We start from the raw sequence: 26,132 nt of genomic DNA, 5'->3' as shown, positions 1-26,132 counted from the left end.
CTACAGTATTCAGATGGCTCGAGGACTGGCAGACATTGGCGCGGAAGGTGTTCTTCTCGCCGGTGCAGGCCGCGCCATTCTTCTGCAAATCGCCGACCCGAAAGTGGGCCACGGCGTAGCTGAGCACAGCAATTTCGCTGAGCGCCCCATGGACCGGCTGCGCGCCACCATGACGTACGTCTATGCGGTGGTCTACGGATCCGAGGAGCAGCTGAAGGCCGTCCGTCGCGCCGTCAACCGTGCCCACGCGCCGGTCCGCCGCGCACCCGAGGGCACCTCCAAGGGATACAGCGCCTTCGACGCCGAGTCCCAGCTTTGGGTGGTCGCCACGCTTTACGACACTGCCGTCACCGTCTATGAGCAGGTCCATGGAACCCTCGACGACGAAACCGCCGACCGTATCTACCGCGAGTACGCGAAGATCGGGACGGCCCTGCAGCTTCCGCCCCATATGTGGCCGGCCGATCGTGCCGCCTTCGCAGTGTATTGGGATGCACATGTGCGCGGACTCCAGCCGGACGAGAAGGCCCTAAGGGTTGCCCGGGACCTCCTCTACCCTGCCGGCGGGCCGCAGCTTGTGCGCCTGGCAATGCCGCTGGCCCGGTTCCTGACGGCTGGCCTGTTGCCCGACCACTTGCGCGAAAGCTTTGGTTTCGAGTGGAGCCCTGGCCATGCCCGCCGCTTCGAGCGGACCATGCGGATGGTGGGTCGGGTGTATCCACGCCTGCCGCAGCGGATCCGGCACTGGCCGCGCAACTACTACCTGGGCAAGCTTGTGCTCGACCCCAAGGCGCCCCATGCGTAACTCCACGTCAGTGGAAGAGTCCATAGACTTCCTCGCCCACCGATACCTGGACCGCGCCCGCGGGGGACGGCTCCGGGAAGGGCTCACCGAATTTGTGGTGTTCGGGCTGAAGCAGGCCTGGGCGTGTGTGTTCGGTGCAGCGTTGCTCGCCGTCATCATTGCGGCCCGGCTCTGGTATCCCGACAACGCGGCGCTCGCCCGTAACGATTTCCTGACCATTGCCGCCGTCGTAATTCAGTTGCTGATGATCAGCTTCAAGCTGGAGACGCTGCGGGAACTGCGGGTGATCCTGCTGTTCCATGTGGTGGGGACAGTGATGGAACTGTTCAAGACGGACGTCGGATCGTGGGCCTACGAGGCTGAGGGAGTCCTCCGGATCGGCGCCGTTCCCTTGTTCAGCGGCTTCATGTACGCGGCCGTTGGTTCCTACATGGTGAGGGTTTTCAGGCTTTTCGACCTCCGCTTCGATCGCTACCCCCGCCGTTGGATCACTGCCCTCGTGGCAGGGGCGATCTACGTCAACTTCTTTTCGCACCACTACATCTTCGACGCGCGCTGGGTGCTGCTCGCCGCCGTCGTGCTTGTCTACGGACGGTGCATGATGCACTTCCGGGTGTTCCGGCGTCGCTTCAAGATGCCCATCCTGGTGTCGTTCCTGCTGGTGTCGCTGTTCATTTGGTTCGCCGAGAACATTGGCACGTGGTCCCGCGCCTGGCTGTATCCGAACCAGTTGAACGGCTGGCAGGCGGTCTCCATCGACAAGCTGCTGGCGTGGTTCCTGCTGATGATCATCTCGGTGGTGCTGGTGGCGTGGGTGTACAAACCTGAGCCGCTTGACGTCCCTGGCGCCGCCGAGGTCCCTAGGCTTCGCCGCGTAGCGCCTTGAGGGCCGCGCGGCGCGCGTGAAGCAGGGGCTCGACGTCGGACACCCGCGTCAGGCTTACGGCTTGAGGTGGGGGAGGGGTGCGTTGGGCATCAATCACGACGCCGAATCCGCCCACGGAGCCGGCCGCCAGCCACGAGGTGGTTCCCGGCCAGAGGGTGAAATCGGCGGGGATGCCTTCAACGGTGATGGTCAATCGCTCGGCTGCGAGGGCTTTGAAGGTTGCGTCCTGGCGCTGGAGCTCCTCCAGGCTGTGTGGGATTCCGGCCGAGGCGCGCCATCGGTTTCTGGCGGTCTCGCCGGGATCCTGGTTTGTTGTGATCACGTCAACCAGAGGGCTTGAGGGTGAGAAGGCATCGCCGTGCACCACGCTGCCCTCACTTCCGTCGACTTGCCAGGATCCCAGCATTGAGGTCCCGTCCCAGCCTTTAAGTGTGAACAGCGGGAGCAGGTGTGCGCCGTCCCGGATCTCCTGATCCATCCGGTCGTTCATCGCCCAGAACTCGTCCGGCGGCACGTACCCCGTGAACTCCATCGCGCCAGTCTGCCAGTTCACCGTGGGCGAAACCAGCCCTCGATGCCCGTGATTCCGGGGGATTTTTGCTGTTCGAAATCAGACTTGAGCGTAGTTGACTCAACTTTGGATTGACTTAATTCTGAGGCTGAGTACAGTTGAGTGCAGAACGCTCAACTAGCCGATTGTTGAGCAGGCTCCCAGCACGTCAACCGCCCAGCGGACCGTCGCCAGGCGCGATCTCCAACATCGGCCATTGAAAGGAAAACAAGATATGTCACGTGCAGTAGGTATCGACCTCGGAACAACCAACTCCGTGGTCTCTGTTCTCGAAGGTGGCGAGCCCACCGTCATCGCCAACGCAGAAGGCGGCCGCACCACGCCGTCGGTCGTTGCTTTCTCCAAGTCCGGCGAAGTCCTGGTTGGCGAAATCGCCAAGCGCCAGGCCGTCAACAACATCGATCGCACCATCGCTTCCGTCAAGCGCCACATGGGCACCGACTGGAACGTCGCCATCGATGACAAGAAGTACACGCCGCAGGAAATCTCCGCGCGTATCCTCATGAAGCTCAAGAACGACGCCGAGAGCTACCTGGGCGAAAAGGTCACCGACGCTGTGATCACCGTTCCGGCCTACTTCAACGACGCCGAGCGCCAGTCCACCAAGGAAGCCGGCGAAATCGCAGGCCTCAACGTCCTCCGCATTGTCAACGAGCCCACCGCGGCTGCACTGGCCTACGGCCTGGACAAGGGCAAGGAAGACGAACTCATCCTGGTCTTCGACCTCGGTGGCGGAACCTTCGACGTCTCCCTCCTCGAGGTTGGCAAGGACGAAGACAACTTCTCCACCATCCAGGTCCGCGCAACCGCCGGTGACAACCGCCTCGGTGGCGACGACTGGGACAACCGCGTTGTCGAGTGGCTCCTGAGCCAGCTCAAGGTCAAGGGCATCGACCTCTCCAAGGACAAGATCGCCCTCCAGCGTCTCCGTGAAGCTGCAGAGCAGGCCAAGAAGGAACTGTCCTCCTCCACCAGCACCAACATCTCCCTCCAGTACCTCTCCGTCACCCCCGACGGCCCGGTCCACCTGGATGAGCAGCTGACCCGTGCCAAGTTCCAGGACCTCACCAAGGACCTGCTGGACCGCACCAAGAAGCCGTTCCAGGACGTCATCGCCGAAGCCGGCATCAAGGTTTCCGACATCGACCACATCGTGCTCGTTGGTGGCTCCACCCGCATGCCCGCTGTCTCAGAGCTCGTCAAGGAACTCGCCGGCGGCAAGGAGCCCAACAAGGGCGTCAACCCGGACGAAGTTGTGGCCGTTGGTGCTGCACTGCAGGCCGGTGTCCTGAAGGGTGAGCGCAAGGACGTCCTCCTCATCGACGTCACCCCGCTGTCCCTCGGCATCGAAACCAAGGGTGGCGTCATGACGCACCTCATCGAGCGCAACACCGCTATCCCCACCAAGCGTTCCGAGACCTTCACCACCGCTGACGACAACCAGCCGTCCGTGGCCATCCAGGTCTTCCAGGGCGAGCGTGAATTCACCCGCGACAACAAGCCGCTGGGCACGTTCGAACTGACCGGCATCGCCCCGGCGCCCCGTGGTGTTCCGCAGGTCGAGGTCACCTTCGACATCGACGCCAACGGCATTGTCCACGTGTCCGCCAAGGACAAGGGCACCGGCAAGGAACAGTCCATGACCATCACCGGTGGTACGGCGCTGTCCAAGGACGACATCGACCGCATGGTCCGTGAAGCCGAAGAGCACGCTGCCGAGGATAAGGCCCGCCGCGAAGCTACGGACACCCGTAACTCCGCAGAGCAGCTCGCCTACTCCGTGGACAAGCTCATCGCCGACAACGACGACAAGCTGCCCGAAGAGGTCAAGACCGAGGTCAAGGCCGACGTCGACGCCCTCAAGTCCGCGCTGGAAGGCACCGACGACGCCGCAGTGAAGACTGCGTTCGAGAAGCTCCAGGCTTCCCAGACCAGGCTCGGCGAAGCCATCTACTCGCAGGCCGCCGCAGCTGATGCTCCGGGTGCCGGTGCTGAAGGCGCTCCTGCCGGTGAAAAGGCTGCTGACGACGAAGACATCGTTGATGCCGAAATCATCGACGAAGACGAAGCGAAGAAGTAGCCATGCCTCACCACGGCAACGAAGCAGAGCACTCTGAAGGCAACGAGCCGCGCAAGCCCGTGATTCGGGACAACCGCAAGGTTGACCCGGAGACCGGCGCAGCCCGTCACCCTGAAAGCGAAGCTGCGGCTCCCACCGAAGGCAACGCCGCTCCCACGGACGGCGACGCCCTCTCCCAGGCTGAGGAAATCCTCAACGGGGTAGAGGTGCCGGCTGAAGAGTCGGTAGCCTCCGGTGCCGCGGCTGAAGCGCAGGCAGCGGAGCTCCGCAACGACCTCCTCCGCCTTCAGGCTGAGTACGTCAACTACCGCAAGCGCGTGGAACGCGACCGCGCCGTAGCAGGAGAGATGGCCGTCATCGGCGTCCTCAACTCCCTGCTCCCGGTGCTGGACGACGTCGACGCCGCACGCCAGCACGGTGACCTCGAAGGCGGCCCCTTCGCCGCCATCGCCACCAAACTGGAGAATGCATTGAAGACGTACGGACTGGAACGCATCGCGGACACGGGTGTCGAATTCGACCCCACCATCCACGAGGCACTCATCCAGCAGCCCGGCGAGGACATCGAGGTTGACACGGTCAGCCAGGTGCTGCGCTCCGGATACCGCTCCGGCGAGCGGGTCCTGCGTGCAGCCCAGGTCATCGTGGCTGTCCCGGCGTAGGTTCCACCTAGTCGCTACACCGGATATGGGGCGGTGCCCGCTCCGCGGTGCCCTCCACACCGCCGCCCCATATCCGGTTTCGCGCCCGCTGTAAGCTCGCCTGAGGTGAGTTGACCGCAGCGCAACATACAACGAAAGGAAACGCTCTTGGCCAGCCAGGACTGGGTTGAAAAGGATTTTTACGCGATCCTTGGTATTGCCAAGGACGCGTCCGACGCGGATATTAAGAAGGCTTACCGCAAGCTAGCCCGGCAGTACCACCCGGATACGAATGCCGGGGATGCTGCTGCGGAGAAGAAGTTCAAGGACATTTCCGAGGCTTACTCGGTGTTGTCGAGTCCTGAGGACCGGCAGCAGTATGACGCTATCCGTGCCATGGGTGGTGCCCGGTTTGCTCCGGGTGCTGGCGCTGGACGTGGTGGTGCTGGGGCCAATGGCGGGTTTGAGGACCTGTTTGGTGGCTTGTTTGGTGGCGGTCCTGGTGCTCGTCAGCCTGCGGGCGGAGGTATCCCTCCGGAATTCGCCGACCTGTTCGGTGGCGGCTTCGGTGGCGCCGGGCAGACCGGGTTCCAGCGGGCTCCGCAGAAGGGCTCGGACCGGACGGCCACCACGTCTATTTCGTTTGCCGGCTCCATTAAGGGCACCACTGTGAGCCTGCGGGAAGCCAATGGCAACGTGATCGACGTCAAGATCCCCGCCGGTATCAAGGACGGACAGAAAGTCCGTCAGCGCGGCAAGGGCAACGTTGGCCCTGCCGGAAATGGCGACCTCATCATCACGGTGAGCGTGAAGCCGCACGACTTTTTCCACCGGGACGGCGACAACATCCGCATCCACGTGCCCGTCACGTTCGCGGAGGCGGCACTTGGCGCCACCATTGAGGTTCCGACGCTCGACGGCGACACCGTCAAGGTTCGCGTCCCGGCCGGAACACCGTCGGGCCGTACGCTCCGGGTCAAGGGCCGAGGCGTGAAGACGTCCAAGGCGACCGGAGACCTTCTGGTGACCATCGACGTCGCGGTTCCACAGAACTTGAGTAAGGAAGCGGAAGAAGCCGTGAAGGCGTTCGCTGCTGCCACCACTGACGCCAACCCGCGTCACGACCTGGCCGCGAAGGCCCGGTTGTAAGGAGGCGGTCATGGGCATCGACGTCAACCAGCCGATCTTTGTCATCTCCGTTGCTGCGGAGCTTGCCGACATGCATCCGCAGACGTTGCGCCAGTACGACCGTTTGGGCATCGTCTCGCCCAGCCGTGCGCCCGGCAAGTCCCGCCGCTATTCGCAGAACGACGTCAACAAACTGCGGGAGGTCCAGCGCCTCTCGCAGTCCGGCGTTTCTCTTGAAGGCATCAAGCGAATCCTCGATCTCGAAAACCAGGTTGCTGCGCTGCAGTACCGCGTGGCTGAGCTGACCGAGGAACTGTCCCGCCGACGCTCGCCAGTGGATGCGCGCATTTTTGCAGCAGGAGCAGCGGGCGACGTCGTCAGCTTGTCCCGCGGGCAGCGGCCCCGGGCACGGTCTCAGGCTGTTGTGGTCTGGCGGCCGCGGGCGGGGGACTAGCTCCCGTGAGCTAGGTTCGGCTGCGGTCCCAGCTGACCACCACCCGTGCAGCACCCGCTTCGGTTCGCTCCACGTTGGTGACGATCTGCGATTCCTTGGCGCCCATGTCCCGGATCTGCTGCTTGTAATTCTCAAGGTGCTCTTGCAGCGACTCTTCGGTCCACTCGCCGGGACGCATCCTCGTGGAGATCTCCACCGGTTCCTCCCGCACCAGAATCTCGTCGGGTTGCGGCTGGGGGACCTTTGCCGGTTCGGGTTCTCCAGGCGGCACCAGCATGCGGAAGGCGAAAGCCCCGCCGGCTATTCCGGCAATCAAACCCGCGGCGATAAGCCAGATGGCGCGTCCTGGTCCGCGCCTTTTCGGCACGGCTCCGTTGGTGACTCTTGAGGTCAAGTGTGCTGCCTTCTTGGCAGTTCGTCGTGCCATGGAGAGTTCAACTTTCCTGTCGGCGTTCGATGGTCAGTGCTTGTGGAGCCGGGAAGGCCCGCCAGTCCATCGTAAGCATGCTGAGAACTCTTGGTAAGTCGAAAAGCCGGGGACGGGCCGCAACGAACACGCATCGCCCCCGGCCCCATCGCGACGCAGACCTTCAGAAATCCTGCCCCCTCGTCAAAGGGCCGGGTCGCCCTTCGACGATCCGGAAGACGTTCTCCGGGACCTGGATACGGCCCCGGATTGGCACGGTTTGCCTGTAGCTAGTGGGCCGTAACGGGCAGATAATGAAGGCATGGCACGGCAAGCAGCGCACGTGCTGGTGGCCTGAGCACCGACGCGAGGATCGCGGCCCTGCTCGTGTGGTGAGGATGATTCCGGTGTCGTTGTCGGAAGAAGAACGCAGGAGCTTGGAAGAGCTGGAGCGGGAACTGGCCTCGACGGATCCCGATCTCGCCTCTGAGCTGGAATCGGGCCGCCCGCGTGGCGCAAAAGCCCGCACAATTCTTGGCAGCCTGATTGTTCTGGCCGGCTTCGCCATGGTGATTGCCGGGATTATCACCCAGCTTGTAGTGCTGGGCGTGGTGGGTTTCCTGTTGGCCAGTACGGGGGCGTATTGGCTTCTTGCCGGGTCTTCGCTCCGGCGGCGGATCGGACGGCGGATTGGAAGGCGCGACGGCGAACCGGCACCCTAACGGGTTCCGCTACCTTGGGCGCTGCCCGCCGGCGCCGGTGAGGGAACCGTCTCTTAGGGAACCGGCGGTACGGGAGGCTGGACCGGGGTCTCCGGCTTCTTGGCGGGTTCCGGCTCGCCCGGAGGCACCATCATGCGCCACGCCAGGACTGCACCTACGCCGGCTACAGCCCCGATGAGGAGGCCGACAACCCATCCGGACAGGCGTGGAGCGCGCTGCGGGCTCTTGCGCTGCAGGGCCTGGGTTGTCCTTTTCACAGCCTTGGCCGCAGTCCGTTGGGCGTCCTTGGCAGCCTTCTTGTTGCCGGTCAGAGTGAGCATGACACCGTGAACCACGGCCGGGACATCGGCGTGATCTATACGGGTCAACGCCCACTTCACCACCGCATCAGCTTGGGACGATGAGCCGTCTGCCGCGTGTGTCACCCACTCCCGGGCAAGGTCCTGCACGGCGGGAATGATGTTCTGTGGTTTGTACATGGTGCACCCCTATCGGAGTAGTTGGCCTCGTTTGCCAGCCTACGCCGGAGCCCCCTGCGACCAACAGTGGCCCCGGCGTTGACGGGTCAGTCGCGGACCACTGCTGCCAATTCCACCGGGTTCTCCAGTCCGGCCCACGTGCCGTTCAGGGTCAGCTCGCTGTGCAGTTCCGGAGCCGCGGCCGAGTTGGCGGAAGCGTCCGCTGCCACGTCCACTACCCGCGCCACCTTCAAGCGAAGCTCGCCGGCATCAATGATGGTCACTCCGCTGCCCGATACCGGCGCCGCGGCACTCAGGGTGGGGACACCGCCGTCGAGCTTTCCGCTGCCCTTCACTGTGACCGTGCTGGGCCGGGGCTCCGGCTCACCGTCGACAAACTGTTCCGCCTCCTGCTGGCCGGTGAGGATTGCGGTGGCGAGAGCCTTGACGTAAATGGGGTCGGCGCAGGCGTCGTACACCCAACGCTTGCCCAGGACCGAGTGATCCATGGTGCCGATGAGCCACTCCTCGGCGCCCGCCAGTTCGTAGCCACGGTAGCTGAGCGGGACTTGGTAGATGCGGTCGCCGGCGGTGACAACATGGGTCTCGATTCCGACCTCTCCGGCGGGATCGTCAAAGCGGTAGGCACCAATGAGCTCCGGAGCGCCGTCCTGGATAAACCAGGGCTGCTTGGGCAGGTAGCCGGCAATGAGTTCGAGCTTGGACGGGGACAGGGTTGCCTTGTGAATGATCGCCATGGTCTCCAGCCTAGGGCAGGATGCCGTACCTCTACCCGCTCGGTTTGGCAACGACGGAACCTGGGGCGGCGCCCACCATTCCCTCGACGGCGCGGGCAAGGTGCGTGCCGCGATCGTTGACGCCATCCCAGCGGACCAGGGCCTGCGCGTTCAGGCCATCCACCATGCCGAGAATCTGCCAGGCGACGGCCGCGGCATCCGAAACGTTGAACGCTCCGGTCGCGTTCCCGTCCTCGACCACTCCCTGGAAGACCTTCTGCCAAGCATCCATTTGCTCGCGGACCGAGGCGGCCAGGGTTTCGTTGCGGCGTCCCAAGGTCCAGGCCTCCACCCAGATTGCCGTGACGTCCAGCCTGCTGTTGTCCAAAAGGGTGTCCACCAGCAGGGCGAGTCGTTCCGATGGTCCCGGTTGCAGGCTCAGCAAGCCTGCGACTTCCTGTGTTTCCGCAGCCACGATGGTGGCGAATGTGTTGGACACGAGCGCGTCCATGTTGGGTTGGTAGTGCGCCACCAAGCCTGAAGCGACTCCTACCCGGGCGGCAACATTGCGCAGTGTCAGAGCTGTAAGCCCGGCCTCGAGTGCGATCTCGCGGGCGGCCTCGGTGATTTCTGCGGCGCGCTCTGCCGGTGACTTCCGGACTGCGCGCTTCTGTGGAGTGCTTGACATCAAGGACCAGTCTAGATTACCTTTTCAGCATTGTTGATCGTGCGATCAACAAGGATTGTACTGAAGACGAAGGAGTCACCCATGGTTTGGAGAATGCCGGCCGAAACCGCACCGCATGAGCGCACCTGGATGGCGTTCCCCCGCACCGGCCTGACCCTTGGCGACGACGCCGCCTCCGCCGAAGAGGCCTACGCGGCCTGGACCGCCGTCGCCCATGCGGTAGCCGAATTCGAACCGGTCACCATGGTGGTGGACCCGAGCGAACGCAAGCGCGCCACCCGCATGCTCGGCAGCGGCATCGAGCAAGTAGAGGCGCCGCTGGATGAGTTCTGGATGCGCGACGTCGGACCCACCTTTGTGCTGGACGACGAACGTCCCGGCGTGCTCGGCGCTGTGGACTGGATCTTCAACGGCTGGGGTGCCCCGGCGTGGTCCGAATGGCAGAAGAGTGCCGGCATGGCCCGCTTCGTCGCGGAACGGTCGGGCGCCGAGCTGGTCAGCTCACTGCTGGTCAACGAGGGCGGCGCCATCCACGTGGACGGCGAAGGAACTGTGCTGGTCACCGAAACCGTGCAGCTGGATCCGGGTCGGAATCCCTACGCCGACAAAGCGGCAGTTGAAGCTGAACTGGCCCGCACCATCGGTGCCACCAAGGTCATTTGGGTACCCCGCGGACTGACCCGCGACTACGAGGACCTGGGCACGCGCGGCCACATCGACATGGTGGCCACACTGCCCACTCCCGGGCGTATCCTGCTGCACTCCCAGACCAACCCGGAGCACCCGGACTACGAGGTCAGCCGCACTCTCCAGGCATTCCTGGAAACCCAAACAGATGCGGCGGACAAGCCGTTCGAGATTGTGCCGCTGCCTGCGCCGGAAACTTTGCGCGACGAAGACGGCTTTGTGGACTGGAGCTACGTCAACCACCTGGTGGTCAATGGTGGCGTCATCGCCTGTGGCTACGGTGAAGAACGTGCCGATTCCCTCGCGGCCGAGATCCTGGCCGAGGCCTACCCCGGCCGCCGCGTGGTCACCGTGGACGCCCGGCCGATCCTGGCCCGCGGTGGCGGCATCCACTGCATCACCCAGCAGCAGCCACGTCTCAACGGAGTAAAGCTCAACGGAGTAAAGCCCGCCGGAGCACAGCGCGCTGGAGGTGCAGCGTAATGGCTCGGTTCGACGTCGTGGAAGCGTCCATCGCGCAGTTGCGCGCGGCACTCGAATCGGGCGACGTGACCAGCGAGGAACTCACCCAGGCATACCTTGACCGTATCGACGCCTACGACCGCAACGGCATCAAACTCAACGCCATGGTGGTGATGAACCCGGAGGCTTTGGCGGACGCCCGGGCCTCGGACGAACGCAGGGCGCAGGGCGCGGTGCGGGGGCCGCTGGACGGGATCCCCTACACAGCCAAGGACAGCTACTTGGCCAAGGGGCTTACGGCAGCTGCAGGTTCGCCGGCCTTTGAGCACCTGGTAGCGCAGTGCGATGCCTTCACCATTGAACGACTCCGCGACGCCGGAGCGGTGCTGCTCGGACTGACCAACATGCCGCCGATGGCCAATGGCGGAATGCAGCGCGGTGTGTACGGACGTGCTGAAAGCCCGTACAACGCTGAGTACCTGACGGCAGCCTTCGGTTCCGGCTCCTCCAACGGTTCCGGAACCGCGACTGCAGCCAGCTTCGCGGCCTTCGGCCTTGGTGAGGAGACCTGGTCAAGTGGCCGCGCACCGGCGTCGAACAATGCTTTGTGCGCTTACACGCCCTCGCGCGGTGTCATCTCGGTGCGCGGCAACTGGCCGCTGGTACCCACCATGGACGTCGTGGTCCCGCATACGCGCACCATGGCGGACATGCTGGAACTGCTGGATGTCATTATTGCCGATGACGCTGAGACGCGCGGCGACTTCTGGCGGGCGCAGCCTTGGGTTCAGCTCCCGAAATCGTCCGAGGTCCGCCCGGAGTCCTACCTGACGCTTGCCGTGGAAGACGCCGACGGCGGGCGGTTGGCTCTGCAGGGCAAGCGCTTCGGGGTGCCGCGCATGTATATCAACTCAGACCCGGCCGCCGGAACCAGCGCGAACCCGGGAATTGGCGGGCCTACAGGGCAGCGCATCGATACGCGGGCTTCCGTGATTGACCTGTGGGAGGCTGCAAAGCGGGACCTCGAAGCCGCTGGTGCTGAGGTAGTGCTGGTGGATTTCCCTGTCGTCTCAAACTACGAAGGCGACCGCCCGGGAGCGCCCACCATTGCAACCCGCGGCTTGGTCAGCACCGAGTACCTCAAGCGTGAAATCGAGGACCTTTCGGCCTGGGCATGGGATGACTTTCTGCAGGCCAACGGTGATCCCGCCCTCAACAGACTTGCCGATGTTGACGGCGCGGCGATCTTCCCGCATCCGAAGGGCGCCCTGGCGGACCGCTACACCGGATTCGACGACCACATCTCCGGTTATCCCCGGCAAGTCCGCGAATACGGGGTATCCAGCTTCACCGAGATCCCCGAGCTGGAAGGCGGAGTGCGCGGCCTGGAGGAGACCCGGCGCGTTGACCTGGAGGAGTGGATGGACGGGCTCGGACTGGATGCGGTCCTGTTCCCGGCAGCTGCGGATGTGGGTCCTGCCGATATGGACGTCAACTCTGCCTCCGCGGACCTCGGCTGGCGCAACGGGGTCTGGGTGGCCAACGGCAACCTCGTCCCACGGCACTTGGGCATCCCCACCGTCACAGTCCCCATGGGAACCATGGCAGATATTGGCATGCCCGTGGGCCTCACCTTCGTTGGCCGCGCCTACGATGACACGGCCTTGTTGAGGCTGGCTGCCGCCTTCGAAGCAACGGGTTCGCGGCGCACGGCCCCGCTCCGGACGCCGGCGCTGTAGCGGATCCGATAACGATTCGACGGCGGGCAAGCCGGACCTAATGCGTGACCGGGCCCCGGCTCTGATTACAATCAAAGGGACGTCGACCACTGAGGGAATCATGAAGAAACTCACCACTGTCCTGATCGCCGCCGGGCTCATCGCCTCGGCATCCGCTTGTTCCGCCCAGCAGCAGCTGACCACCGCGGAAACCTGTGACCGCGTTGGCGTCGCCGCAGCCGGCATTCCCCAGAACGCGAGCAAGACCGCCACCATCCGCGTGGCCAACGCAATCCGGCCTATCGAGCCCGTGGCTTCCACCGACATGAAGCCGGTTGTCACGGCGATCCTGGAGTTCCTGGATGAGCAGGCAAAGGAAACCCCGGATGAAGCAAAGCTGGGCGAGCTCGGCGCTGCCTATCAGGAAGCAGGCACCAAGTACGGCGAGCTCTGCCGCGGCTAATGACGCCCGCGCGCTGAACACACAGTCGCTGAACACGCAGAAGGGACCGGTTGAAGAACCGGTCCCTTTTCGCATCCCCCGATCGACCCTCTCTCACCTATCGGCCCTTTATGCCGAACCCTCTCTCCCTTCTTTCAAGCAAGTGATAGAGGGTTTGGGGGATGGGCGCTGGAGGTGAGAGACGGTCTGCACCAAAGGCCCATTAAGTGAGAGAGGGTTACTTTTCGTCCGGGCCCAGGTCAGGCTCGACGGCGAAACTTACCTCGCGCGTCGCGCTTCCGTGCAGTTCCAGGATGGCGAGCTCGTTGGCGCCTTCGCGGATCAGCGGTCCCGGGACGTACAGGGTGCGCTGCGGTCCGCGGCTCCAGTAACGGCCCAGGTTGAAGCCGTTGATGAAGGCATTTCCCTTGGTCCAGCCGTCCAAACGAATGAATCTATCCCCGGGGCCATCGGCGTCGAAGGTCGCGAACGAAACCGACGGACCAGCTACGCCGGCGGAGACGACACCGGCCGGCAGGTCAGCCGCTGCTGATCGGAACGCATCAAGCGAAGCCAGGTCAACAGCGCCGATCTCCCAGTCCAGAACCTCCACGCCGTTGAGCAACGCAGGTCCGGTCAATCCTTTGTCCTCGCCGATCCTCTGCCCGTAGTTCACCCGGCCCTGGTCTTCCAAGAGAACCTGCAGGCGGCCACCAGCGGGGATGACAACAGAGAGCTCACCCAGTTCCCGGCTTAGGACACCGACGGGAACGCCGTCCAGGAAGAACTGCGCGCGGTCCCGGATCTCAGCAAAGGACAGGACGCCACCGGTTTCCAAGGCCTTCTCATAGAGGTAGAAGCCCCGGTACTGGCCAGTGATTTCCACAGGTGGAACGGAGCCAGGAACCAGCTGGGTGGCAACCGGAACTTCCAGCAAGGACACGGACCGGGAGACGGCGAGCGAAGAAGCCGGAACCGGCACCCGCCCTGGCGGTACGTCGGAGGGTACCGGGAAGTGCTTGGCAATGACTTCCCGGAACGCGAAGTACTTGGCTGTCGGGTGCCCGTCCTCGGAGAGGGGAGCGTCATAGTCATAGGACGTGATGGTGGGCTCGTAAATGCCCTTGTCGTTGGCGCCGTTGGTGAAGCCGAAGTTGGTGCCGCCGTGGAACATGTAGATGTTCACAGAAGCCCCGGCAGCCAGAAGGGCATCGAGCTCGGCGGCGGAGGCAGCGGCGTCGGTGGTGTGGTGGTGTGTTCCCCAGTTGTCGAACCAGCCGTTCCAGAACTCGGCGCACATCAGCGGCCCGGTAGGCTGCCGCTCGCGCAGGAAGGCCAGCCGCTCGTCAGCACGCGAGCCAAAGGTCCCCGTCTTGTGGAGCTCCGGCAACGAGCCGTCCTCGATCATGGTCCCGAACGGTTGGTCGCAGGTGAACAGTGGAACGTCCACACCTGAACGCTTGGACAGGTCTACCAAATGCTGCAGGTACTCCTTGTCCTTCCCGTAGGCGCCGTACTCGTTCTCAATCTGGAACATGATCACTGGACCGCCCTGCGTGATCTGCCGGGGCACCACCAAAGCCAGCACGGACTCCATGTAGGAAGAGACGGCGGCCAAGTAGCCGGGTTCGCTGCTGCGGACACCCACGGTGGGGTCGGTGAACAGCCACGCGGGCAGCCCGCCGTTGTCCCATTCGGCGCAGATGTAGGGGCCGGGTCGGACGATCGCGTGCATCCCGGAAGCGGCCACCAGGTCCAGGAAGCGCCCAAGATCCAGCCCGCCGTCGGTCAAAAAGACACCCGGCTCGGGCGAGTGCTCATTCCACGGCACGTAGGTCTCGATGGTGTTCAGCCCCATCAGTCGGGCCTTATGGATCCGGTCCGCCCACAGATCGGGGTGAACCCGGAAGTAGTGGATGGCTCCGGAGAGGATGCGGAACGGCTGATCGTCCAGGAGGAAGTCCTGATCGCCGATTGCGAAGTTGCTCAAGAAAGGTCCTAACAGGGTCTACGCGGAACGCAGCACGGCGTGGAAAGCGTACGAGGCATTGCTCCAGATCACGAACAGCAGCGGTGCCGGCGCCAACGCGATACCCAGGACCGGCTGCATCACGGCAGCCGAAGCGATGATCCCGAGCAGGACCAGCATGGCCAGGCTGAGGTACCAGCGCTGCGCCACCAGATAAAGCGAAGCCTTGAGGACGCTTTTCAGCTTCGCCTCAGGCAGAAGTACGACGCCGGCAATCGCCGTGACGGTAAGGCTCACCGTCACGGCGGCTGCTACGACGATCAGCGGCACCAGCAGGGCAGCGCCTGGGATGGTCTGGACATTGTTCTGGAGGACGGCCAGGTCCACGCCAAGGAACATCAGCATGGCCACGGCACCCACGCCGAGCAGTGCGGCTTTCGCGAAACTGCGCTTGTATCCCAGAAGGAAAGCGGCAACCGGCTTGACCGCGCCGCCGTCGTCGTTCAATGCTCGGAACGCGGCGAAGATGCCGGCGAGCGACGGCCCAATGGTGACCGAGAGAGCCAGGAAGAACGGCCACGCGGCCGCAGGGTCGGCCACCAGGGCGAGGCAGAGCACCAACGGCGCGTTGGCTACGGCCAGCAGGACGTTCCCGGCAAGGAAGGTATAAATGAACCCGAAAATGCTCCCGAAGGTCTCGAATCCTGGACCGGCCCACCGCCGCGGTTTAGCGCTCACAATACTCATCCTTTCATCCCGCTCGTCGCGATGCCTTGGATGAAGTAACGCTGGCCAATGAGGAAGATGATGAGGATCGGGATCACGGAGATCACGGAGCCGGTCATGATCATGGCGTACTCGGCGTCGAACTGGCCAACGAAGGAACGAAGGCCCAGCTGGACAGTCCAGAGGCGGTTGGACGTGAGGTAGATGAAGGGACCCATGTAGTCGTTCCACGTGTTCACGAACGTGAGCAGCGCCAGGCTGGCGAGGGCCGGCTTGGACAGGGGCAGGATGACGCGGGCCCAGATGCCGTATTCGCTCAGGCCATCGATGCGGGCCGCTTCGCAGAGCTCGTCCGGGATGGTCATGTAGTACTGGCGCATCAGGAACACGCCGAAGGCACCGAATGCCTGCAGGAGAATCAACGCGTTGAAGCTGTTGGTGAGGCCCAGCTGCTGCATCATGATGTACTGCGGCACCATGTAGGCCTGCCACGGAACAGCGATGGTGCCGATGTAGGCCAGGAACAGGACATCACGGCCCGGGAAGCGAACCTTGGAGAAACCGTAGGCGGCCAACGAGCCGGTGAGGACCTGCAGGCAGGTGATGATCACCGCAAGATACAGCGAGTTCTGCAGGTAGCCCATCATGGGGATGCGCGTCCAGATGTCCGTGTAGTTGCTCCACACGAACTCCTGCGGAATCCACTGGATGGGTACGGTGAGGACCTGGTTGTTCTCCTTCAGCGAGGACGAGAGCATCCAGATGAACGGCACCATGAGCGCCACCACCAGCACCACCAGGACGCCGTAGATGACGACGTTCGCGGTGCGCTTTTTCTGCTCGCGCGGGGAGCGCTTGCGGTCAGTACGACGGCGGTCTTCCGCAGTGGGTGCGCCGTTCGGGAGCGGTGCTGCGTCCGTCACATGAGTGGCTTTGAGGTCTTCGGCCATGTTGGTCATCAGCGTTCCCTCCGCTGTTGGATCTTGAACTGCAGGACGGTAACCGTCAGCACGATGATGAACAGAACCAGCGAAATGGCCGAGGAGTACCCGAACTTACCTTCGCCGATGCCCTCCTGGTAGATCAGCTGGGACAGCACTGTGGTGGAGCGGCCGGGGCCACCGTTGGTCATGACCACAATGAGGTCGAACACCTTGAAGCTGGAGACCGTCAGCATGACCACCACAAAGAACGTGGTGGGACGCAGGGACGGGATGGTGACGTTCCAGAAACGCTGCCAAGCACTGGCACCGTCAACTTCGGCGGCTTCGTACAGTTCGGTGGGGATCGCCTGCAAGCCGGCTAAGTACAGCACCATGTAGTAGCCCATGTCGCGCCACACACTGGTGATGATCACAGCAGGCATGGCCCAATCGGAGCTGGAGGTCCAGCCCGGTGGGTTGGCAATGCCGATGGAGCCGAGGAACTGATTAATGGGACCGCTGTCCGGGCTGAACAGCATGTTCCAGACCACGGCGACGGCAACCAAAGAGGTGATGTAGGGGAAGAAAATGGCTACCCGGAAGAAACCGATGCCCTTGAGCTTGCGGTTCAGGAGCATCGCCAGGATGAGCGCGAGTGCCATGGTGAGTGGAACGTGACCGAGTGCGTAAACAACGGTGTTCCGGAGGGCGATCCAGAAGGAATCGCTGGCGAACATGCGCTGGAAGTTGGCCAGGCCAACCCACTTGGGGGCGCTGAATGAGGTCCATTCCATGAAGGAGAGCGCGAAAGCGGCCACGACTGGAATGAGGGTGAAGGCCAGGAAGCCCAGGAAGTTCGGAAGGATGAACGTCCAGCCGATCAGCGTGTTACGCCTGGCTTGCTTCCTGTTGCCGCGGCTATGCACGGGGGCAGGCGCCTGGGTGATTGTTTCAGTAGTCATGATGACCGCTCCCGGGGCGGGGGCGTTCCTCCATTTCAGGATCCGGAGAGTTCAGGTCCGGTTCCGGTGCTGCGCATCAATGACGCGGCACCGGAACCGGGGGAGTGATGCTGGGGAGTTACTGTCCCAGGACTTCGCTCTTGACGCGCTTGCCCATCTCAGCAACGCCATCGGTGACGGAGCGCTCGCCGACCATGATGAGGTCGTGCTCCTGGTTGAGGATCTTGTCCGTGGCAGCCGACTTGTCGCTGACAGGCATTTCCAGTGCGGTGACATCCGGCGTGAAGGCCTTCTTGGAGAGCTCGTCGGTAGGCAGGCCTTCAAGCTTGAAGTACTCAGCCGTGACGGACTCGTTCTGCAATGCCGGGACAACACCGATCTTGGAGATAGCCTTCGCGCCTTCTTCGCCGGCTGCCCACTCGATGAACTTCTTGGCTTCGTCAGAGTGGGTCGCATTCTTGTTCACGGCGAAAGCCGTGGGCGAACCGAACGTGGTGACCTTGCCGTCGTCGTTCTTCTGCGGCATCGGAGCCAGGCCCCAATTGACGTTGGTCTTTCCGTCCTTCTTGGCCTGCAGGATGCCGGCCGTGTACCAGGTGCCCATGGGCATCATGGCAGCCTGGCCGGTCTCGAACATGGTGCGGTAGCTGGTCTTCTGGCTCTTGGCGGTGCCGAAGTCCAGGGTGGTGCCGGACTTCTGGAGGTCCAGGGCGGTGTTGTACTGGTCCTCCATGAAGCCATAGTCGCCGCTGTTCTGGTCAGCACCGTTCTGTGCTGCTGCGATGGCCTGGACCACTGAGCGCCAGATGTGGTGGTACGTGCCGTAGACCTTCTTGCCTTCAGCTTCGGTGGTGAGCTTCTTGGCGATCTCCGTGTACTTCTTCCACGTCAGGTCCTTGGGCTCTTCGATGCCGGCAGCCTTGAACAGATCCTTGTTGTAGTACAGGAGCCAGAAGTCCTGACGGTAGGGAGTCGCGAAGTATTTGCCGTCCATGTCGAACGCGTCCAGGCCGGCGAGGTTGTCCTTGCCCACCTTGTCCACCACGCTGTTGATCTCCTGCAGCTGGCCGTTGTTGGCGTAGCGGGAGTAGTCGATCACGTTTTTCATGGTGAGCACGTCCGTGGTGTCGCCACCGGCAAGCATGGTGGTGACCTTTTGCGGGTAGTCGTCAGCCAGGATGTCCACGGGTTCAATGTCCACGTTGGGATTGGCGGCCTCGTAGCCGTCAAAGAGGGCCTTGAACTCCGGGGTGCCCTCGTAGTTCCATACCGAGACGGTCAGCCGGGTCTTTCCTTCGGCCGCCTGCGGTTCGGCGGGTCCGGCCGCGCCGGCACAGCCGGTGAGTCCGAGCCCTGCAGTCACCGCAAGGGCGATTGCGGCGAGGGTTGTGCGCTTCATTGCGTTCTCCTTAGTGGGGGTTCTTAAGTCTGCCGCGGCTGCGGCTCTGGGTTTGACGGGGCTAGGCGCTGAGGCCGAGGTCCTCATGGACAACTTGGGCGAGGAGGTCCTTGCCGGCGAGATACCGTTCCAGGTCGTCCAACGCGGCATCGGACATCCTGCGGGTTTCTGTTCCGAGTGAGCCGGCGATGTGCGGAGTGAGGATTACGTTGGGGAGGTCGTACAGGGTGGATTCTGCCGGCAGCGGCTCAGGCTCCGTGACGTCCAACAGGGCTGTGATTCGTCCGGTGGCGCACTCCTTCTCGAGCGCCGCCGTGTCCACCAAGGAGCCGCGTGCGGTGTTGATGAGCGTCGCGTGGTCCTTCATGGCACTCAGCTCAGCCGTGCTGATCATGTTGCGGGTTTCGGGGAGTGCGGGGGCATGGATCGTGACGACGTCCGATGCCGGCAGGAGTTCTTCGAGTGTGACCAGTGTGCCGCCCGCAGCCGCCACCTCGAGAGGATCGGCGTAGGGGTCGCTGACCAAACACGTCACGTCCTGGAGTTGCTGGACCAGTTGGACCACCCGCCGTCCGATGCGGGAGAACCCGATGACGCCCACAACGCGACCAATGTTTCCGAGCTCGCCGCGGCTGTCGATGTAGCTCCAGTCATCCCGGTGCGTGCGGGCATCGTTGGCCAGGACGTGGGCCTTTTTGCCGGCCAGGACGATGGAAGCGAACGTGAACTCGGCGACTGGGATGGCGTTGGCGTCGGCGCCGTTGGTCACTGTAATGCCTCGATCCCAGAGTTCTTCGCTCACGAAGCTGCGCACTGTTCCTGCACAGTGGAAGACCGCCCGGAGTTTGGGCATGCGCTCCAGACGATCGGCGTTGAGCTGGGGAACTCCCCAGCTGGTGAGGAGGATTTCCACCTCTTCCAGGCGGCCCGCAAGCTCGGGGGCGTCCAGGGAATCCGTCCAGGGTTCGTCACCAAGATCGACCAGTCCAGCCAGCCGCTCCAGTCGCGTGGAATCGAACTGGTCAGCAAAGGTTCCGCTATTCATGACCAGCAGTGCCTGGGGCTTGAGCGACATTGAGTGGATCCTCCCTTCGAATTTATCGGCGGCCTGTTCGACCGTGATTTATGTGTTGCATCACATCTAATAATCAGTACATACTCATAAACAAGACAGTTCATTCAACTCAATCGAGCTTGATCTGAAACGTTCAAACTCGAACAAATGAGAGAAGAATTCCTATGGCAACCGGCACCGCAGCCGTTGAAGCGCCACCGTTTTACCCCTTAAGGAGTGCTTGGGGCACACAGGCCGAGGCGTCCTCCCTGACGGACTCGCTCCGCGGCTCCCGGGACCGGCTCACCATTCGTCCAGCGTCCGACGCCGGATGGCAGCTCGCTGCTTTGCGCCCCCTTTCAGAGCTGCGCACCCAAGCGGACACGGAGAAGGGCAGTCCCTGGCCGCAACCGCTCGTCTCCCACTACGCGCGTTATTTCCGGGACGGCAACCGCACGGCCTACGAAGCACTGGTGGCGGGCCGACAGGAGCGGCTGACTCGCGCCGTCGTGATGGCCGCTATGTCCGAGTCCGCGGAGTCTGGACCTGACTCGGGCGACGCCTGGCTCGATGAGGTGATTGACGGCGCCTACCTCCTGTGCGAGCAGAGCTCGTGGAGCTGGGCAGCGCACGACGACGTGTTCACCCGCAACGGCGAGGTGGTCCCGGACCGCACGCGCCCCTACCTGGACCTCGGCGCCGGGGAGGTGGTGGCCCAACTCGCGTGGCTGGACCTGGTGCTGGGAGATGCCCTTGATGACAGGGCGCCTGGCCTCCGCAAGCGCATCCGGCTTGAGACGAACGAACGCGTCATTCGGCCCTTCCTGGATCGGCTCGACTGGCACTGGCTGGGCCTCAACGGAGATGTCCACAACTGGAATCCGTGGATCCACTCGAACATCATCGCCGCGGCCTTGCTGCTGGTTGATGACCCTGATGAGCAGGCCCAGGTTATTGCCCGCTGCATCGAGGGGCTGGACCGCTTCCTCGCCTCCATTCCCGCTGACGGCGCCATCGATGAAGGGTTCGCTTACTGGTGGAACGGGGCCGGCCGCGCGCTGGAAGGCCTTGCCCTGTTGGAGGAGGCCACTGGCGGTGAGCTGAACGCAGACCTGCCCGTGATCCGTGCGCTGGTTGCCTTCCCGCACCGCATGCACCTCGGCCACCGATGGTTCCTCAACGTCGCTGATGGCCCCGCCCGGGCGCATGAAGGACTCCCGTGGGGCATGCTGCATCGCTGGGCCGTCCGGCTGGGCGACTCCGAGGCCGCCGCGCACGCCGCCGCCTTTACCGCCGTCGAACCCGAACCCAACGCCGCCGCCGGCCTGGGCCGCGTCCTCACCCAACTCGCCTCCCGTACCCAACGCACCCAACCAGGTGACAGCAAACGTCGCAATGAGGGTCCATTGGGACGTTTACTGTCACCTGGTTGGGGGACGTACCTGCCATCGGTGCAGATCATGGTCGCCCGCCAGAACCCCGGTTCCACGGACGGGCTCACCCTCGCGGCCAAGGGCGGGCACAACGGCGAGCACCACAATCACCGGGACGTCGGCTCCGTGGTGGTTGCCGTGGATGGGGTGCCACTGTTGGTCGACGCCGGCCAGCCCACCTACACGGCGCAAACGTTCGGACCTGATCGCTACCAAATCCGCGCGATGCAAAGCGCGTGGCACAGCGTTCCGGCTCCGTTCGGGCTGGAGCAGGGGACCGGGTCTTCGTTCGCGGCGACCGTCATCCAGGAGCCCACTCCCGAGGAACCGACCCTGGCGCTTGGCCTCGGCACCGCCTACGGACTTGACCACGCTGAGCAGTGGATCCGCACGTCGCTGATGAATCGCGAACTTGGGTCCGTGGTGATTGATGACCGCTGGAACCTCCCAGCGCCCCCACCTGAGGGAACGCCCGACGTCGACATCACTTACCTGGTTGCCGGCACCGTCCACGTCGGTACAGACGCGACGGCGACCGTCACGCCCGAGGGGATTCCGGCTGCGGAAACCACCCGGGGACTGCACCTGCGCTGGAAGCCGGCGACCGCCGTCGTACTAGTGGACGAATGGCACCTCGACGATCCGCTCCTCAGGGACGTCTGGGGCGACAAACTGACACGGCTCCGTTTCCGTATGCCCGCCGAAAACCGCGCTTCCGGCGCGTTCACCCTCACAGTGGAGGCAACACCATGAGTTCCGAACAGACCCCGGAAACCGCCGGAAAGTCGCTGTTTTCCCTGCAACGACGTGAGCGGCTGATGGAGGAGTTGCGCGCGCATGGCGCCATCACCGTCCGCGATATCGCCGCGAAGCTGGGCGTCAGTGAGCTGACCATCCGGCGCGACGTTAACACCCTCGCCGACGAAGGCCTTGTGTCCCGTGTCCACGGCGGTGCGACGCTGCCCAGCCCGCTGGACCGTTCCGTGTCCGTAGGTAGGCCGTCGGCCCACAGCTACTCCATCGGCATGGTGGTTCCGTCGCTGGACTATTACTGGCCCCAGGTGATTTCCGGTGCCCGAGGTGAGGCCGAAGTGCAAAATCTCCGGATCCTGGTCCGCGGCTCCGCCTATGACGCTGCAGACAACCGTCGCCAGGTCCAGGCATTGCTGGACACCCAGAACATCGACGGATTGATCGTGGCTCCGGACATGAGCGGGGACCATGGCAAGGAGCTGCTCCGCTGGCTTAACGCCCTGCCCATTCCAGTCGTCATGGCTGAACGTCGGGCGCCGCTGGAGATCCCGTCGCACCGCCTTGAGTGGGTGGCGACGGATCACTCATTCGGTGCCGGAATGGCCGTGCGCCATCTGTGGCAAGAGGGGCACCGGATGATCGGGTGCCTCACGGATTCCACCAGTCCCACCAGCCCGCATGTGGTCCGCGGGTGGAAGCAGGCCTTGGCCGCTTTGAAGATTCCGCTGGAAAAGTCCATCCACGAGGACTCGGCCAAGCTGGACAACGGCGACCGTGCCAAGCACTTCGATCACGTCCTGGAGCTGTGCCGCTCCACAGGGACCACTGCCATGCTGGTGCACTCCGACACCCAGGCCGTGGCGTTCGTGCAGCACTGCGTGGACCGCGGTGTGGACGTTCCCGGCAGCATGGCGATCGTGGGATACGACGACGAAGTGGCCTACCTCGCCGAGCCCGCCATCTCTGCTGTGCGGCCTCCCAAAAACTATGTCGGCAAGGTTGCTGTGCAACTCATGGCTGCCCGCCTGGCCGAAGGAAGGATGCGCCCAGTGCATCGCATTGACCTGAACCCTGAGCTGATTGTCCGGGATTCGTCGCTGGGTGCGCCTCGAGGGGTTGCTGACGTTCTGCTGGAGGATTCGCTCTGATGCTTTTGCCCCCTTTGGATCACTCGTTGTCGCCCTACACGGGCCTGACCCGCGAGCATTGGTGCGCCTATGCGGACCACCTCCTGCGGTCTGCGCATCACTTCGGCACCGAGGACCACGCCAACATCCACCTGCCGGGCGTCAACAGTCGTTACGGCCCGCGGAGTGATTCGCTGGAAGCCTTCGCCCGGACCTTCCTGCTGGCTTCCTTCCGGATTGCGGGCGAGCCGGCCAGCACCGGGTGGATCGCCGAGTGGTACGCCGCCGGCCTCGATGCCGGGACCAACCCCGCCAACCCTGACCGCTGGCCGACGCCAGGCGAGCTGGGGCAGGCGAAGGTCGAGGCGGCGTCGTTGGCTGTTGGCCTGGCGCTGACCCGCGACGTCCTGTGGGACAAGCTGCCCGAACGCGTCCAGGAGCAGCTCATTGCGTGGTTCGAAACCGTGATCGGGGAGGAGTACCCGCCCATCAACTGGGTGTGGTTCCAGATTGTGGTGGAGACGTTCCTGGCATCCGTGGGCGGACGGTACTCCGACGAGGACATCGACGCCGGACTCGCCATCCATGACTCGCTCTACCGGGGCGGCGGCTGGTTCGCAGACGGTCCCGAACGCGCGTACGACCACTACGTCGGCTGGGCGTTCCAGGTTTACCCGCAGCTCTGGGCACTCATGGCGCCTGACGATCCGCGCGTTGCCGCCCGGAAGACGCTCGACGGCGACCGGCTGGCAGACTTCCTGGACGATGCCGCCTACCTTGTTGGCGCGAACGGTGCCCCGCTCATTCAGGGCCGTAGCCTGATCTACCGGTTCGCGGCCGCCGCGCCATTCTGGGTGGGGGAGCTGTCCGGGCACACCCGCTTGGCCCCGGGGCTGAGCCGCCGGGCAGCATCCGGGATGCTCGATTACTTTGCCCGCCATGGCTCGATCACTGACGATGGGTTGCTGTCCATCGGCTGGCACGGCGAGTTCGCCGGGATGAAGCAGGCCTACTCCGGCGCAGGGTCACCGTATTGGGCGGCAAAGGGGATGCTCGGCTTGGCGCTGCCTGCCGATCACCGGGTGTGGACTGCCGTGGAGGCTCCGCTTCCCGTGGAGGTTGCCGACACACAGCGGCTCGTCGCTGCCCCGGGATGGCAGGTGGATGGGACTCGTGCCGACGGCCTTGTCCGGATCCGGAACCACGCGACGGACCACGCTGTTGTGGGTGCTTTGGTGGCTGATTCGCCCTTGTACGCGCGGATCGGGTACTCCACCCACACGTTCCCCGACCTTTCCCCGGAGTCGCGGGACAACGCAGTGGTGTTCGTTGATTCCACTGGCCGTTTGACGCATCGGACGGGGTTCGAATACCTGGGTTCCTTCTCTGAGGGCGGGGTCCAAGTGGGTGCTTCCCGGTTCACCGCGCACTGGATCGAACCCGACCCCGACGCCGGTCCCGATCACGGCAGTGGCGTAGCAGGCATTGCAACGCCTGGACCCTCCGTGACGGTTCTTTCGGTGACACGGGGCGCCGTTGAACTCCGGCTGGTCCGCATTTCCGATGCTGGTGCTGCGGGCGCTTCTCTCCGCATTGGAGGTTGGCCGGTGGACGCTGCGTCTTCCGTTGCGAGCTCGGTGGTGGCTGTGCCGGGGTTTGGCTTGGCGCTGGACATCTCCGGAACGTTCGTCCGCTCCGGCGCGCACCCCATGGGATCGGAGCTCACCATTCCATGGGTGGGAACCTCGGGAACCGCGCACGACGGCGACTACGCCGCCGTCGTCGTCCTCGCTGGTGAGGGAGGTGCTTCGGCGGATACGGGTGTCACGTTTGTTGCGGGGGAAGGAGGCGGCCGGTTCGTTTTCCATGACGGCGCATCCGTGGAGCTCTCCCGGCTGTGGCGTGCCCAATTCGACGCCTAGCTGCGGAACGGGCCGTGCGCGCGGCACAGTGTGCAGCAAGCCATCGAATCGGGCGAGCCCACCCCTGCAGTAGGCTCGCGGGATGAGCCAAACCGACGATCGAGCACGCTTCCTCGCGGCATATGACCAGGACCTCCGCACCGACGCCGAGACCCCGAGCGCCCTCAAAGTGACCCAGCATGGACCCGTGCGCCTGGTGACCTTCATGAAGGGGCGGGGCTTCGTCACGTACCAGGATCTGGGCGACGCGGATGCACAGAGCGTCAGACGGCTCGTTGCCGAGGCAACCGCCTACTTCCGCGCAGAACCTGGCATCACCAGGGTCGAATGGAAATCCCGCGGGCATGATCACGCGCCGGGTTTGCACGAAGCGTTGATCGAAAACGGCTTCACCCAGGACGAGCCGGAGTCGATCATGATCGGTGAAGCCCAGGCCTTAAGCACAGCTGTGCCACTTCCCGACGGCGTGACGTTGCGGCAGGTCACGGACGAGCCGGACGTGCGGGCCATGAGCGCGATGCAGGACGAGGTCTTTGGCGAGCCGGTCTCGGATGAGATGGCCGATGCCCTGCTGCACCGCCTCTCCCTCGATGACGGGATGCAGTTGTGGGTGGCGGAGGTGGACGGACAAATCGTCAGCGCAGGACGCTTGGAGCCAGTGCCCGGCACGGCCTTCGCCGGTATCTGGGGCGGGGCCACCAGGGAAGAATGGCGAGGCCGGGGGATTTACCGGGCATTGACGGCCCGCCGCGCGCAGGCCGCACTCGAGCTGGGCAAGACCCTCATCCACAGCGATTCCACCGAATTCTCGCGGCCCATCCTGGAACGATCCGGGCTGCTCAAGGTCTCCACGACCACGCCGTACCGCTGGGTGCGCGGCTGAAAGCTCAGACGGCTTTGGCGGCCAACCGCCTATTCAGCCGATCTACCTCATCCAAGACTTCCAGAGCGACCTCTAAATAACAGTAAAGGCTGTGTA

The 26,132-nt window shown here is 63.9% G+C and carries 25 protein-coding genes; 14 read left to right on the top strand and 11 right to left on the bottom strand.

The window, feature by feature from the left end; all coding sequences use genetic code 11:
* Window positions 1-13: 13 nt before the first annotated feature.
* Window positions 14-805, top strand: a complete 792-nt coding sequence (locus N7568_RS15610) for an oxygenase MpaB family protein (RefSeq protein WP_261610710.1) — start codon at window positions 14-16, stop codon at window positions 803-805.
* A complete protein-coding gene (locus N7568_RS15605; protein WP_261610709.1) occupies window positions 798-1,691 on the top strand; it encodes a DUF817 domain-containing protein in 894 nt (297 codons plus the stop codon). Before N7568_RS15610 ends, N7568_RS15605 begins: the two co-directional genes overlap by 8 nt.
* On the opposite strand, the gene N7568_RS15600 is transcribed toward N7568_RS15605, so the two are convergent.
* On the bottom strand, window positions 1,666-2,223 hold the full coding sequence (locus tag N7568_RS15600) for a hypothetical protein (RefSeq protein ID WP_261610708.1): 558 nt from the start codon (window positions 2,221-2,223) through the stop codon (window positions 1,666-1,668). The two genes, N7568_RS15605 and N7568_RS15600, sit on opposite strands and share 26 nt — an antisense overlap.
* Before the next feature lie 253 nt (window positions 2,224-2,476).
* Here N7568_RS15600 and dnaK point away from each other — a divergent pair, with 253 nt between their 5' ends.
* From dnaK to N7568_RS15580, 4 genes are all read left to right on the top strand, one after another.
* Entirely contained in the window at window positions 2,477-4,342 is a 1,866-nt protein-coding gene (dnaK, locus tag N7568_RS15595; RefSeq protein WP_261610707.1) for a molecular chaperone DnaK, read from the top strand.
* A gap of 2 nt (window positions 4,343-4,344) precedes the next feature.
* Complete coding sequence (locus tag N7568_RS15590; protein WP_261610706.1) at window positions 4,345-5,004, top strand: nucleotide exchange factor GrpE; 660 nt, start codon at window positions 4,345-4,347, stop codon at window positions 5,002-5,004.
* Between the two features lie 147 nt (window positions 5,005-5,151).
* Complete coding sequence (locus N7568_RS15585) at window positions 5,152-6,132, top strand: DnaJ C-terminal domain-containing protein (RefSeq protein WP_261610705.1); 981 nt, start codon at window positions 5,152-5,154, stop codon at window positions 6,130-6,132.
* 10 nt (window positions 6,133-6,142) lie between these two features.
* Window positions 6,143-6,565: a heat shock protein transcriptional repressor HspR gene (locus tag N7568_RS15580; protein WP_261610704.1), complete on the top strand. Its 423-nt coding sequence runs from the start codon at window positions 6,143-6,145 to the stop codon at window positions 6,563-6,565.
* Between the two features lie 10 nt (window positions 6,566-6,575).
* Here N7568_RS15580 and N7568_RS15575 read toward each other — a convergent pair whose 3' ends face one another.
* Window positions 6,576-6,992, bottom strand: coding sequence for a hypothetical protein (locus N7568_RS15575; protein WP_261610703.1), 417 nt, complete (start codon window positions 6,990-6,992; stop codon window positions 6,576-6,578).
* Window positions 6,993-7,369: 377 nt separating this feature from the next.
* Here N7568_RS15575 and N7568_RS15570 point away from each other — a divergent pair, with 377 nt between their 5' ends.
* On the top strand, window positions 7,370-7,693 hold the full coding sequence (locus tag N7568_RS15570) for a DUF3040 domain-containing protein (protein ID WP_261610896.1): 324 nt from the start codon (window positions 7,370-7,372) through the stop codon (window positions 7,691-7,693).
* 53 nt (window positions 7,694-7,746) lie between these two features.
* On the opposite strand, the gene N7568_RS15565 is transcribed toward N7568_RS15570, so the two are convergent.
* From N7568_RS15565 to N7568_RS15555, 3 genes are all read right to left on the bottom strand, one after another.
* Entirely contained in the window at window positions 7,747-8,172 is a 426-nt protein-coding gene (locus tag N7568_RS15565) for a hypothetical protein (RefSeq protein ID WP_261610702.1), read from the bottom strand.
* An 86-nt stretch (window positions 8,173-8,258) separates the two neighbouring features.
* On the bottom strand, window positions 8,259-8,909 hold the full coding sequence (locus N7568_RS15560; RefSeq protein WP_261610701.1) for a CG0192-related protein: 651 nt from the start codon (window positions 8,907-8,909) through the stop codon (window positions 8,259-8,261).
* Between the two features lie 31 nt (window positions 8,910-8,940).
* Window positions 8,941-9,576, bottom strand: a complete 636-nt coding sequence (locus tag N7568_RS15555; RefSeq protein WP_261610700.1) for a TetR/AcrR family transcriptional regulator — start codon at window positions 9,574-9,576, stop codon at window positions 8,941-8,943.
* Window positions 9,577-9,657: 81 nt separating this feature from the next.
* Between N7568_RS15555 and N7568_RS15550 the strand changes: the two genes are divergently transcribed.
* From N7568_RS15550 to N7568_RS15540, 3 genes are all read left to right on the top strand, one after another.
* Entirely contained in the window at window positions 9,658-10,746 is a 1,089-nt protein-coding gene (locus tag N7568_RS15550) for an agmatine deiminase family protein (protein WP_261610699.1), read from the top strand.
* Entirely contained in the window at window positions 10,746-12,464 is a 1,719-nt protein-coding gene (locus tag N7568_RS15545) for an amidase (RefSeq protein WP_261610698.1), read from the top strand. Before N7568_RS15550 ends, N7568_RS15545 begins: the two co-directional genes overlap by 1 nt.
* Before the next feature lie 100 nt (window positions 12,465-12,564).
* The gene (locus N7568_RS15540) at window positions 12,565-12,906 is read left to right on the top strand and encodes a hypothetical protein (protein ID WP_231338373.1); all 342 of its coding nucleotides are present in this window, start codon (window positions 12,565-12,567) and stop codon (window positions 12,904-12,906) included.
* A gap of 217 nt (window positions 12,907-13,123) precedes the next feature.
* Here the strand turns inward: N7568_RS15540 and N7568_RS15535 are convergent, their stop codons facing one another.
* From N7568_RS15535 to N7568_RS15510, 6 genes are all read right to left on the bottom strand, one after another.
* Window positions 13,124-14,875 carry a glycoside hydrolase family 35 protein gene (locus tag N7568_RS15535; protein WP_261610697.1) on the bottom strand — a complete coding sequence of 584 codons (1,752 nt, stop codon included), beginning with the start codon at window positions 14,873-14,875 and terminating at the stop codon, window positions 13,124-13,126.
* Window positions 14,876-14,893: 18 nt separating this feature from the next.
* A complete protein-coding gene (locus N7568_RS15530; protein ID WP_261610696.1) occupies window positions 14,894-15,592 on the bottom strand; it encodes a DUF624 domain-containing protein in 699 nt (232 codons plus the stop codon).
* Window positions 15,593-15,597: 5 nt separating this feature from the next.
* Window positions 15,598-16,539, bottom strand: a complete 942-nt coding sequence (locus tag N7568_RS15525) for a carbohydrate ABC transporter permease (protein WP_261610695.1) — start codon at window positions 16,537-16,539, stop codon at window positions 15,598-15,600.
* The gene (locus N7568_RS15520) at window positions 16,539-17,465 is read right to left on the bottom strand and encodes a carbohydrate ABC transporter permease (protein WP_261610694.1); all 927 of its coding nucleotides are present in this window, start codon (window positions 17,463-17,465) and stop codon (window positions 16,539-16,541) included. The genes N7568_RS15525 and N7568_RS15520 overlap by 1 nt, the downstream gene beginning before the upstream one ends.
* A gap of 118 nt (window positions 17,466-17,583) precedes the next feature.
* Entirely contained in the window at window positions 17,584-18,864 is a 1,281-nt protein-coding gene (locus N7568_RS15515) for an ABC transporter substrate-binding protein (RefSeq protein WP_261610693.1), read from the bottom strand.
* 61 nt (window positions 18,865-18,925) lie between these two features.
* Window positions 18,926-19,939 (bottom strand): hydroxyacid dehydrogenase, encoded by a 1,014-nt coding sequence (locus N7568_RS15510; protein WP_261610692.1) that lies wholly within the window; start codon window positions 19,937-19,939, stop codon window positions 18,926-18,928.
* 164 nt (window positions 19,940-20,103) lie between these two features.
* Between N7568_RS15510 and N7568_RS15505 the strand changes: the two genes are divergently transcribed.
* From N7568_RS15505 to N7568_RS15490, 4 genes are all read left to right on the top strand, one after another.
* Window positions 20,104-22,104, top strand: coding sequence for a heparinase II/III-family protein (locus N7568_RS15505; RefSeq protein ID WP_261610691.1), 2,001 nt, complete (start codon window positions 20,104-20,106; stop codon window positions 22,102-22,104).
* Window positions 22,101-23,252, top strand: coding sequence for a LacI family DNA-binding transcriptional regulator (locus tag N7568_RS15500; protein WP_261610690.1), 1,152 nt, complete (start codon window positions 22,101-22,103; stop codon window positions 23,250-23,252). Before N7568_RS15505 ends, N7568_RS15500 begins: the two co-directional genes overlap by 4 nt.
* A complete protein-coding gene (locus tag N7568_RS15495; RefSeq protein WP_261610689.1) occupies window positions 23,252-25,153 on the top strand; it encodes a DUF2264 domain-containing protein in 1,902 nt (633 codons plus the stop codon). Before N7568_RS15500 ends, N7568_RS15495 begins: the two co-directional genes overlap by 1 nt.
* A gap of 82 nt (window positions 25,154-25,235) precedes the next feature.
* Window positions 25,236-26,036 (top strand): GNAT family N-acetyltransferase, encoded by an 801-nt coding sequence (locus N7568_RS15490; protein ID WP_261610688.1) that lies wholly within the window; start codon window positions 25,236-25,238, stop codon window positions 26,034-26,036.
* The last annotated feature ends 96 nt before the right edge of the window (window positions 26,037-26,132 follow it).

The organism is Paenarthrobacter aurescens (assembly GCF_025421775.1).
Taxonomy (GTDB): domain Bacteria; phylum Actinomycetota; class Actinomycetes; order Actinomycetales; family Micrococcaceae; genus Arthrobacter; species Arthrobacter aurescens_B.
The sequence above is the reverse complement of the archived record's forward strand: the minus strand, read 5'-3'. Positions and strand labels throughout refer to the sequence as shown.

What these genes read in the sequence shown, in the direction of transcription:
- N7568_RS15550 (WP_261610699.1), top strand. Translation starts at nt 9,658, where the DNA reads ATGGTTTGGAGAATGCCGGCCGAAACCGCACCGCATGAGCGCACCTGG.
- N7568_RS15495 (WP_261610689.1), top strand. Translation starts at nt 23,252, where the DNA reads ATGCTTTTGCCCCCTTTGGATCACTCGTTGTCGCCCTACACGGGCCTG.
- N7568_RS15540 (WP_231338373.1), top strand. Translation starts at nt 12,565, where the DNA reads ATGAAGAAACTCACCACTGTCCTGATCGCCGCCGGGCTCATCGCCTCG.
- N7568_RS15565 (WP_261610702.1), bottom strand. Translation starts at nt 8,172, where the DNA reads ATGTACAAACCACAGAACATCATTCCCGCCGTGCAGGACCTTGCCCGG.
- N7568_RS15520 (WP_261610694.1), bottom strand. Translation starts at nt 17,465, where the DNA reads ATGACTACTGAAACAATCACCCAGGCGCCTGCCCCCGTGCATAGCCGC.
- dnaK (WP_261610707.1), top strand. Translation starts at nt 2,477, where the DNA reads ATGTCACGTGCAGTAGGTATCGACCTCGGAACAACCAACTCCGTGGTC.
- N7568_RS15600 (WP_261610708.1), bottom strand. Translation starts at nt 2,223, where the DNA reads ATGGAGTTCACGGGGTACGTGCCGCCGGACGAGTTCTGGGCGATGAAC.
- N7568_RS15605 (WP_261610709.1), top strand. Translation starts at nt 798, where the DNA reads ATGCGTAACTCCACGTCAGTGGAAGAGTCCATAGACTTCCTCGCCCAC.
- N7568_RS15610 (WP_261610710.1), top strand. Translation starts at nt 14, where the DNA reads ATGGCTCGAGGACTGGCAGACATTGGCGCGGAAGGTGTTCTTCTCGCC.
- N7568_RS15525 (WP_261610695.1), bottom strand. Translation starts at nt 16,539, where the DNA reads ATGACCAACATGGCCGAAGACCTCAAAGCCACTCATGTGACGGACGCA.
- N7568_RS15545 (WP_261610698.1), top strand. Translation starts at nt 10,746, where the DNA reads ATGGCTCGGTTCGACGTCGTGGAAGCGTCCATCGCGCAGTTGCGCGCG.
- N7568_RS15490 (WP_261610688.1), top strand. Translation starts at nt 25,236, where the DNA reads ATGAGCCAAACCGACGATCGAGCACGCTTCCTCGCGGCATATGACCAG.
- N7568_RS15555 (WP_261610700.1), bottom strand. Translation starts at nt 9,576, where the DNA reads ATGTCAAGCACTCCACAGAAGCGCGCAGTCCGGAAGTCACCGGCAGAG.
- N7568_RS15560 (WP_261610701.1), bottom strand. Translation starts at nt 8,909, where the DNA reads ATGGCGATCATTCACAAGGCAACCCTGTCCCCGTCCAAGCTCGAACTC.
- N7568_RS15515 (WP_261610693.1), bottom strand. Translation starts at nt 18,864, where the DNA reads ATGAAGCGCACAACCCTCGCCGCAATCGCCCTTGCGGTGACTGCAGGG.
- N7568_RS15500 (WP_261610690.1), top strand. Translation starts at nt 22,101, where the DNA reads ATGAGTTCCGAACAGACCCCGGAAACCGCCGGAAAGTCGCTGTTTTCC.
- N7568_RS15510 (WP_261610692.1), bottom strand. Translation starts at nt 19,939, where the DNA reads ATGTCGCTCAAGCCCCAGGCACTGCTGGTCATGAATAGCGGAACCTTT.
- N7568_RS15505 (WP_261610691.1), top strand. Translation starts at nt 20,104, where the DNA reads ATGGCAACCGGCACCGCAGCCGTTGAAGCGCCACCGTTTTACCCCTTA.
- N7568_RS15575 (WP_261610703.1), bottom strand. Translation starts at nt 6,992, where the DNA reads ATGGCACGACGAACTGCCAAGAAGGCAGCACACTTGACCTCAAGAGTC.
- N7568_RS15580 (WP_261610704.1), top strand. Translation starts at nt 6,143, where the DNA reads ATGGGCATCGACGTCAACCAGCCGATCTTTGTCATCTCCGTTGCTGCG.
- N7568_RS15570 (WP_261610896.1), top strand. Translation starts at nt 7,370, where the DNA reads ATGATTCCGGTGTCGTTGTCGGAAGAAGAACGCAGGAGCTTGGAAGAG.
- N7568_RS15590 (WP_261610706.1), top strand. Translation starts at nt 4,345, where the DNA reads ATGCCTCACCACGGCAACGAAGCAGAGCACTCTGAAGGCAACGAGCCG.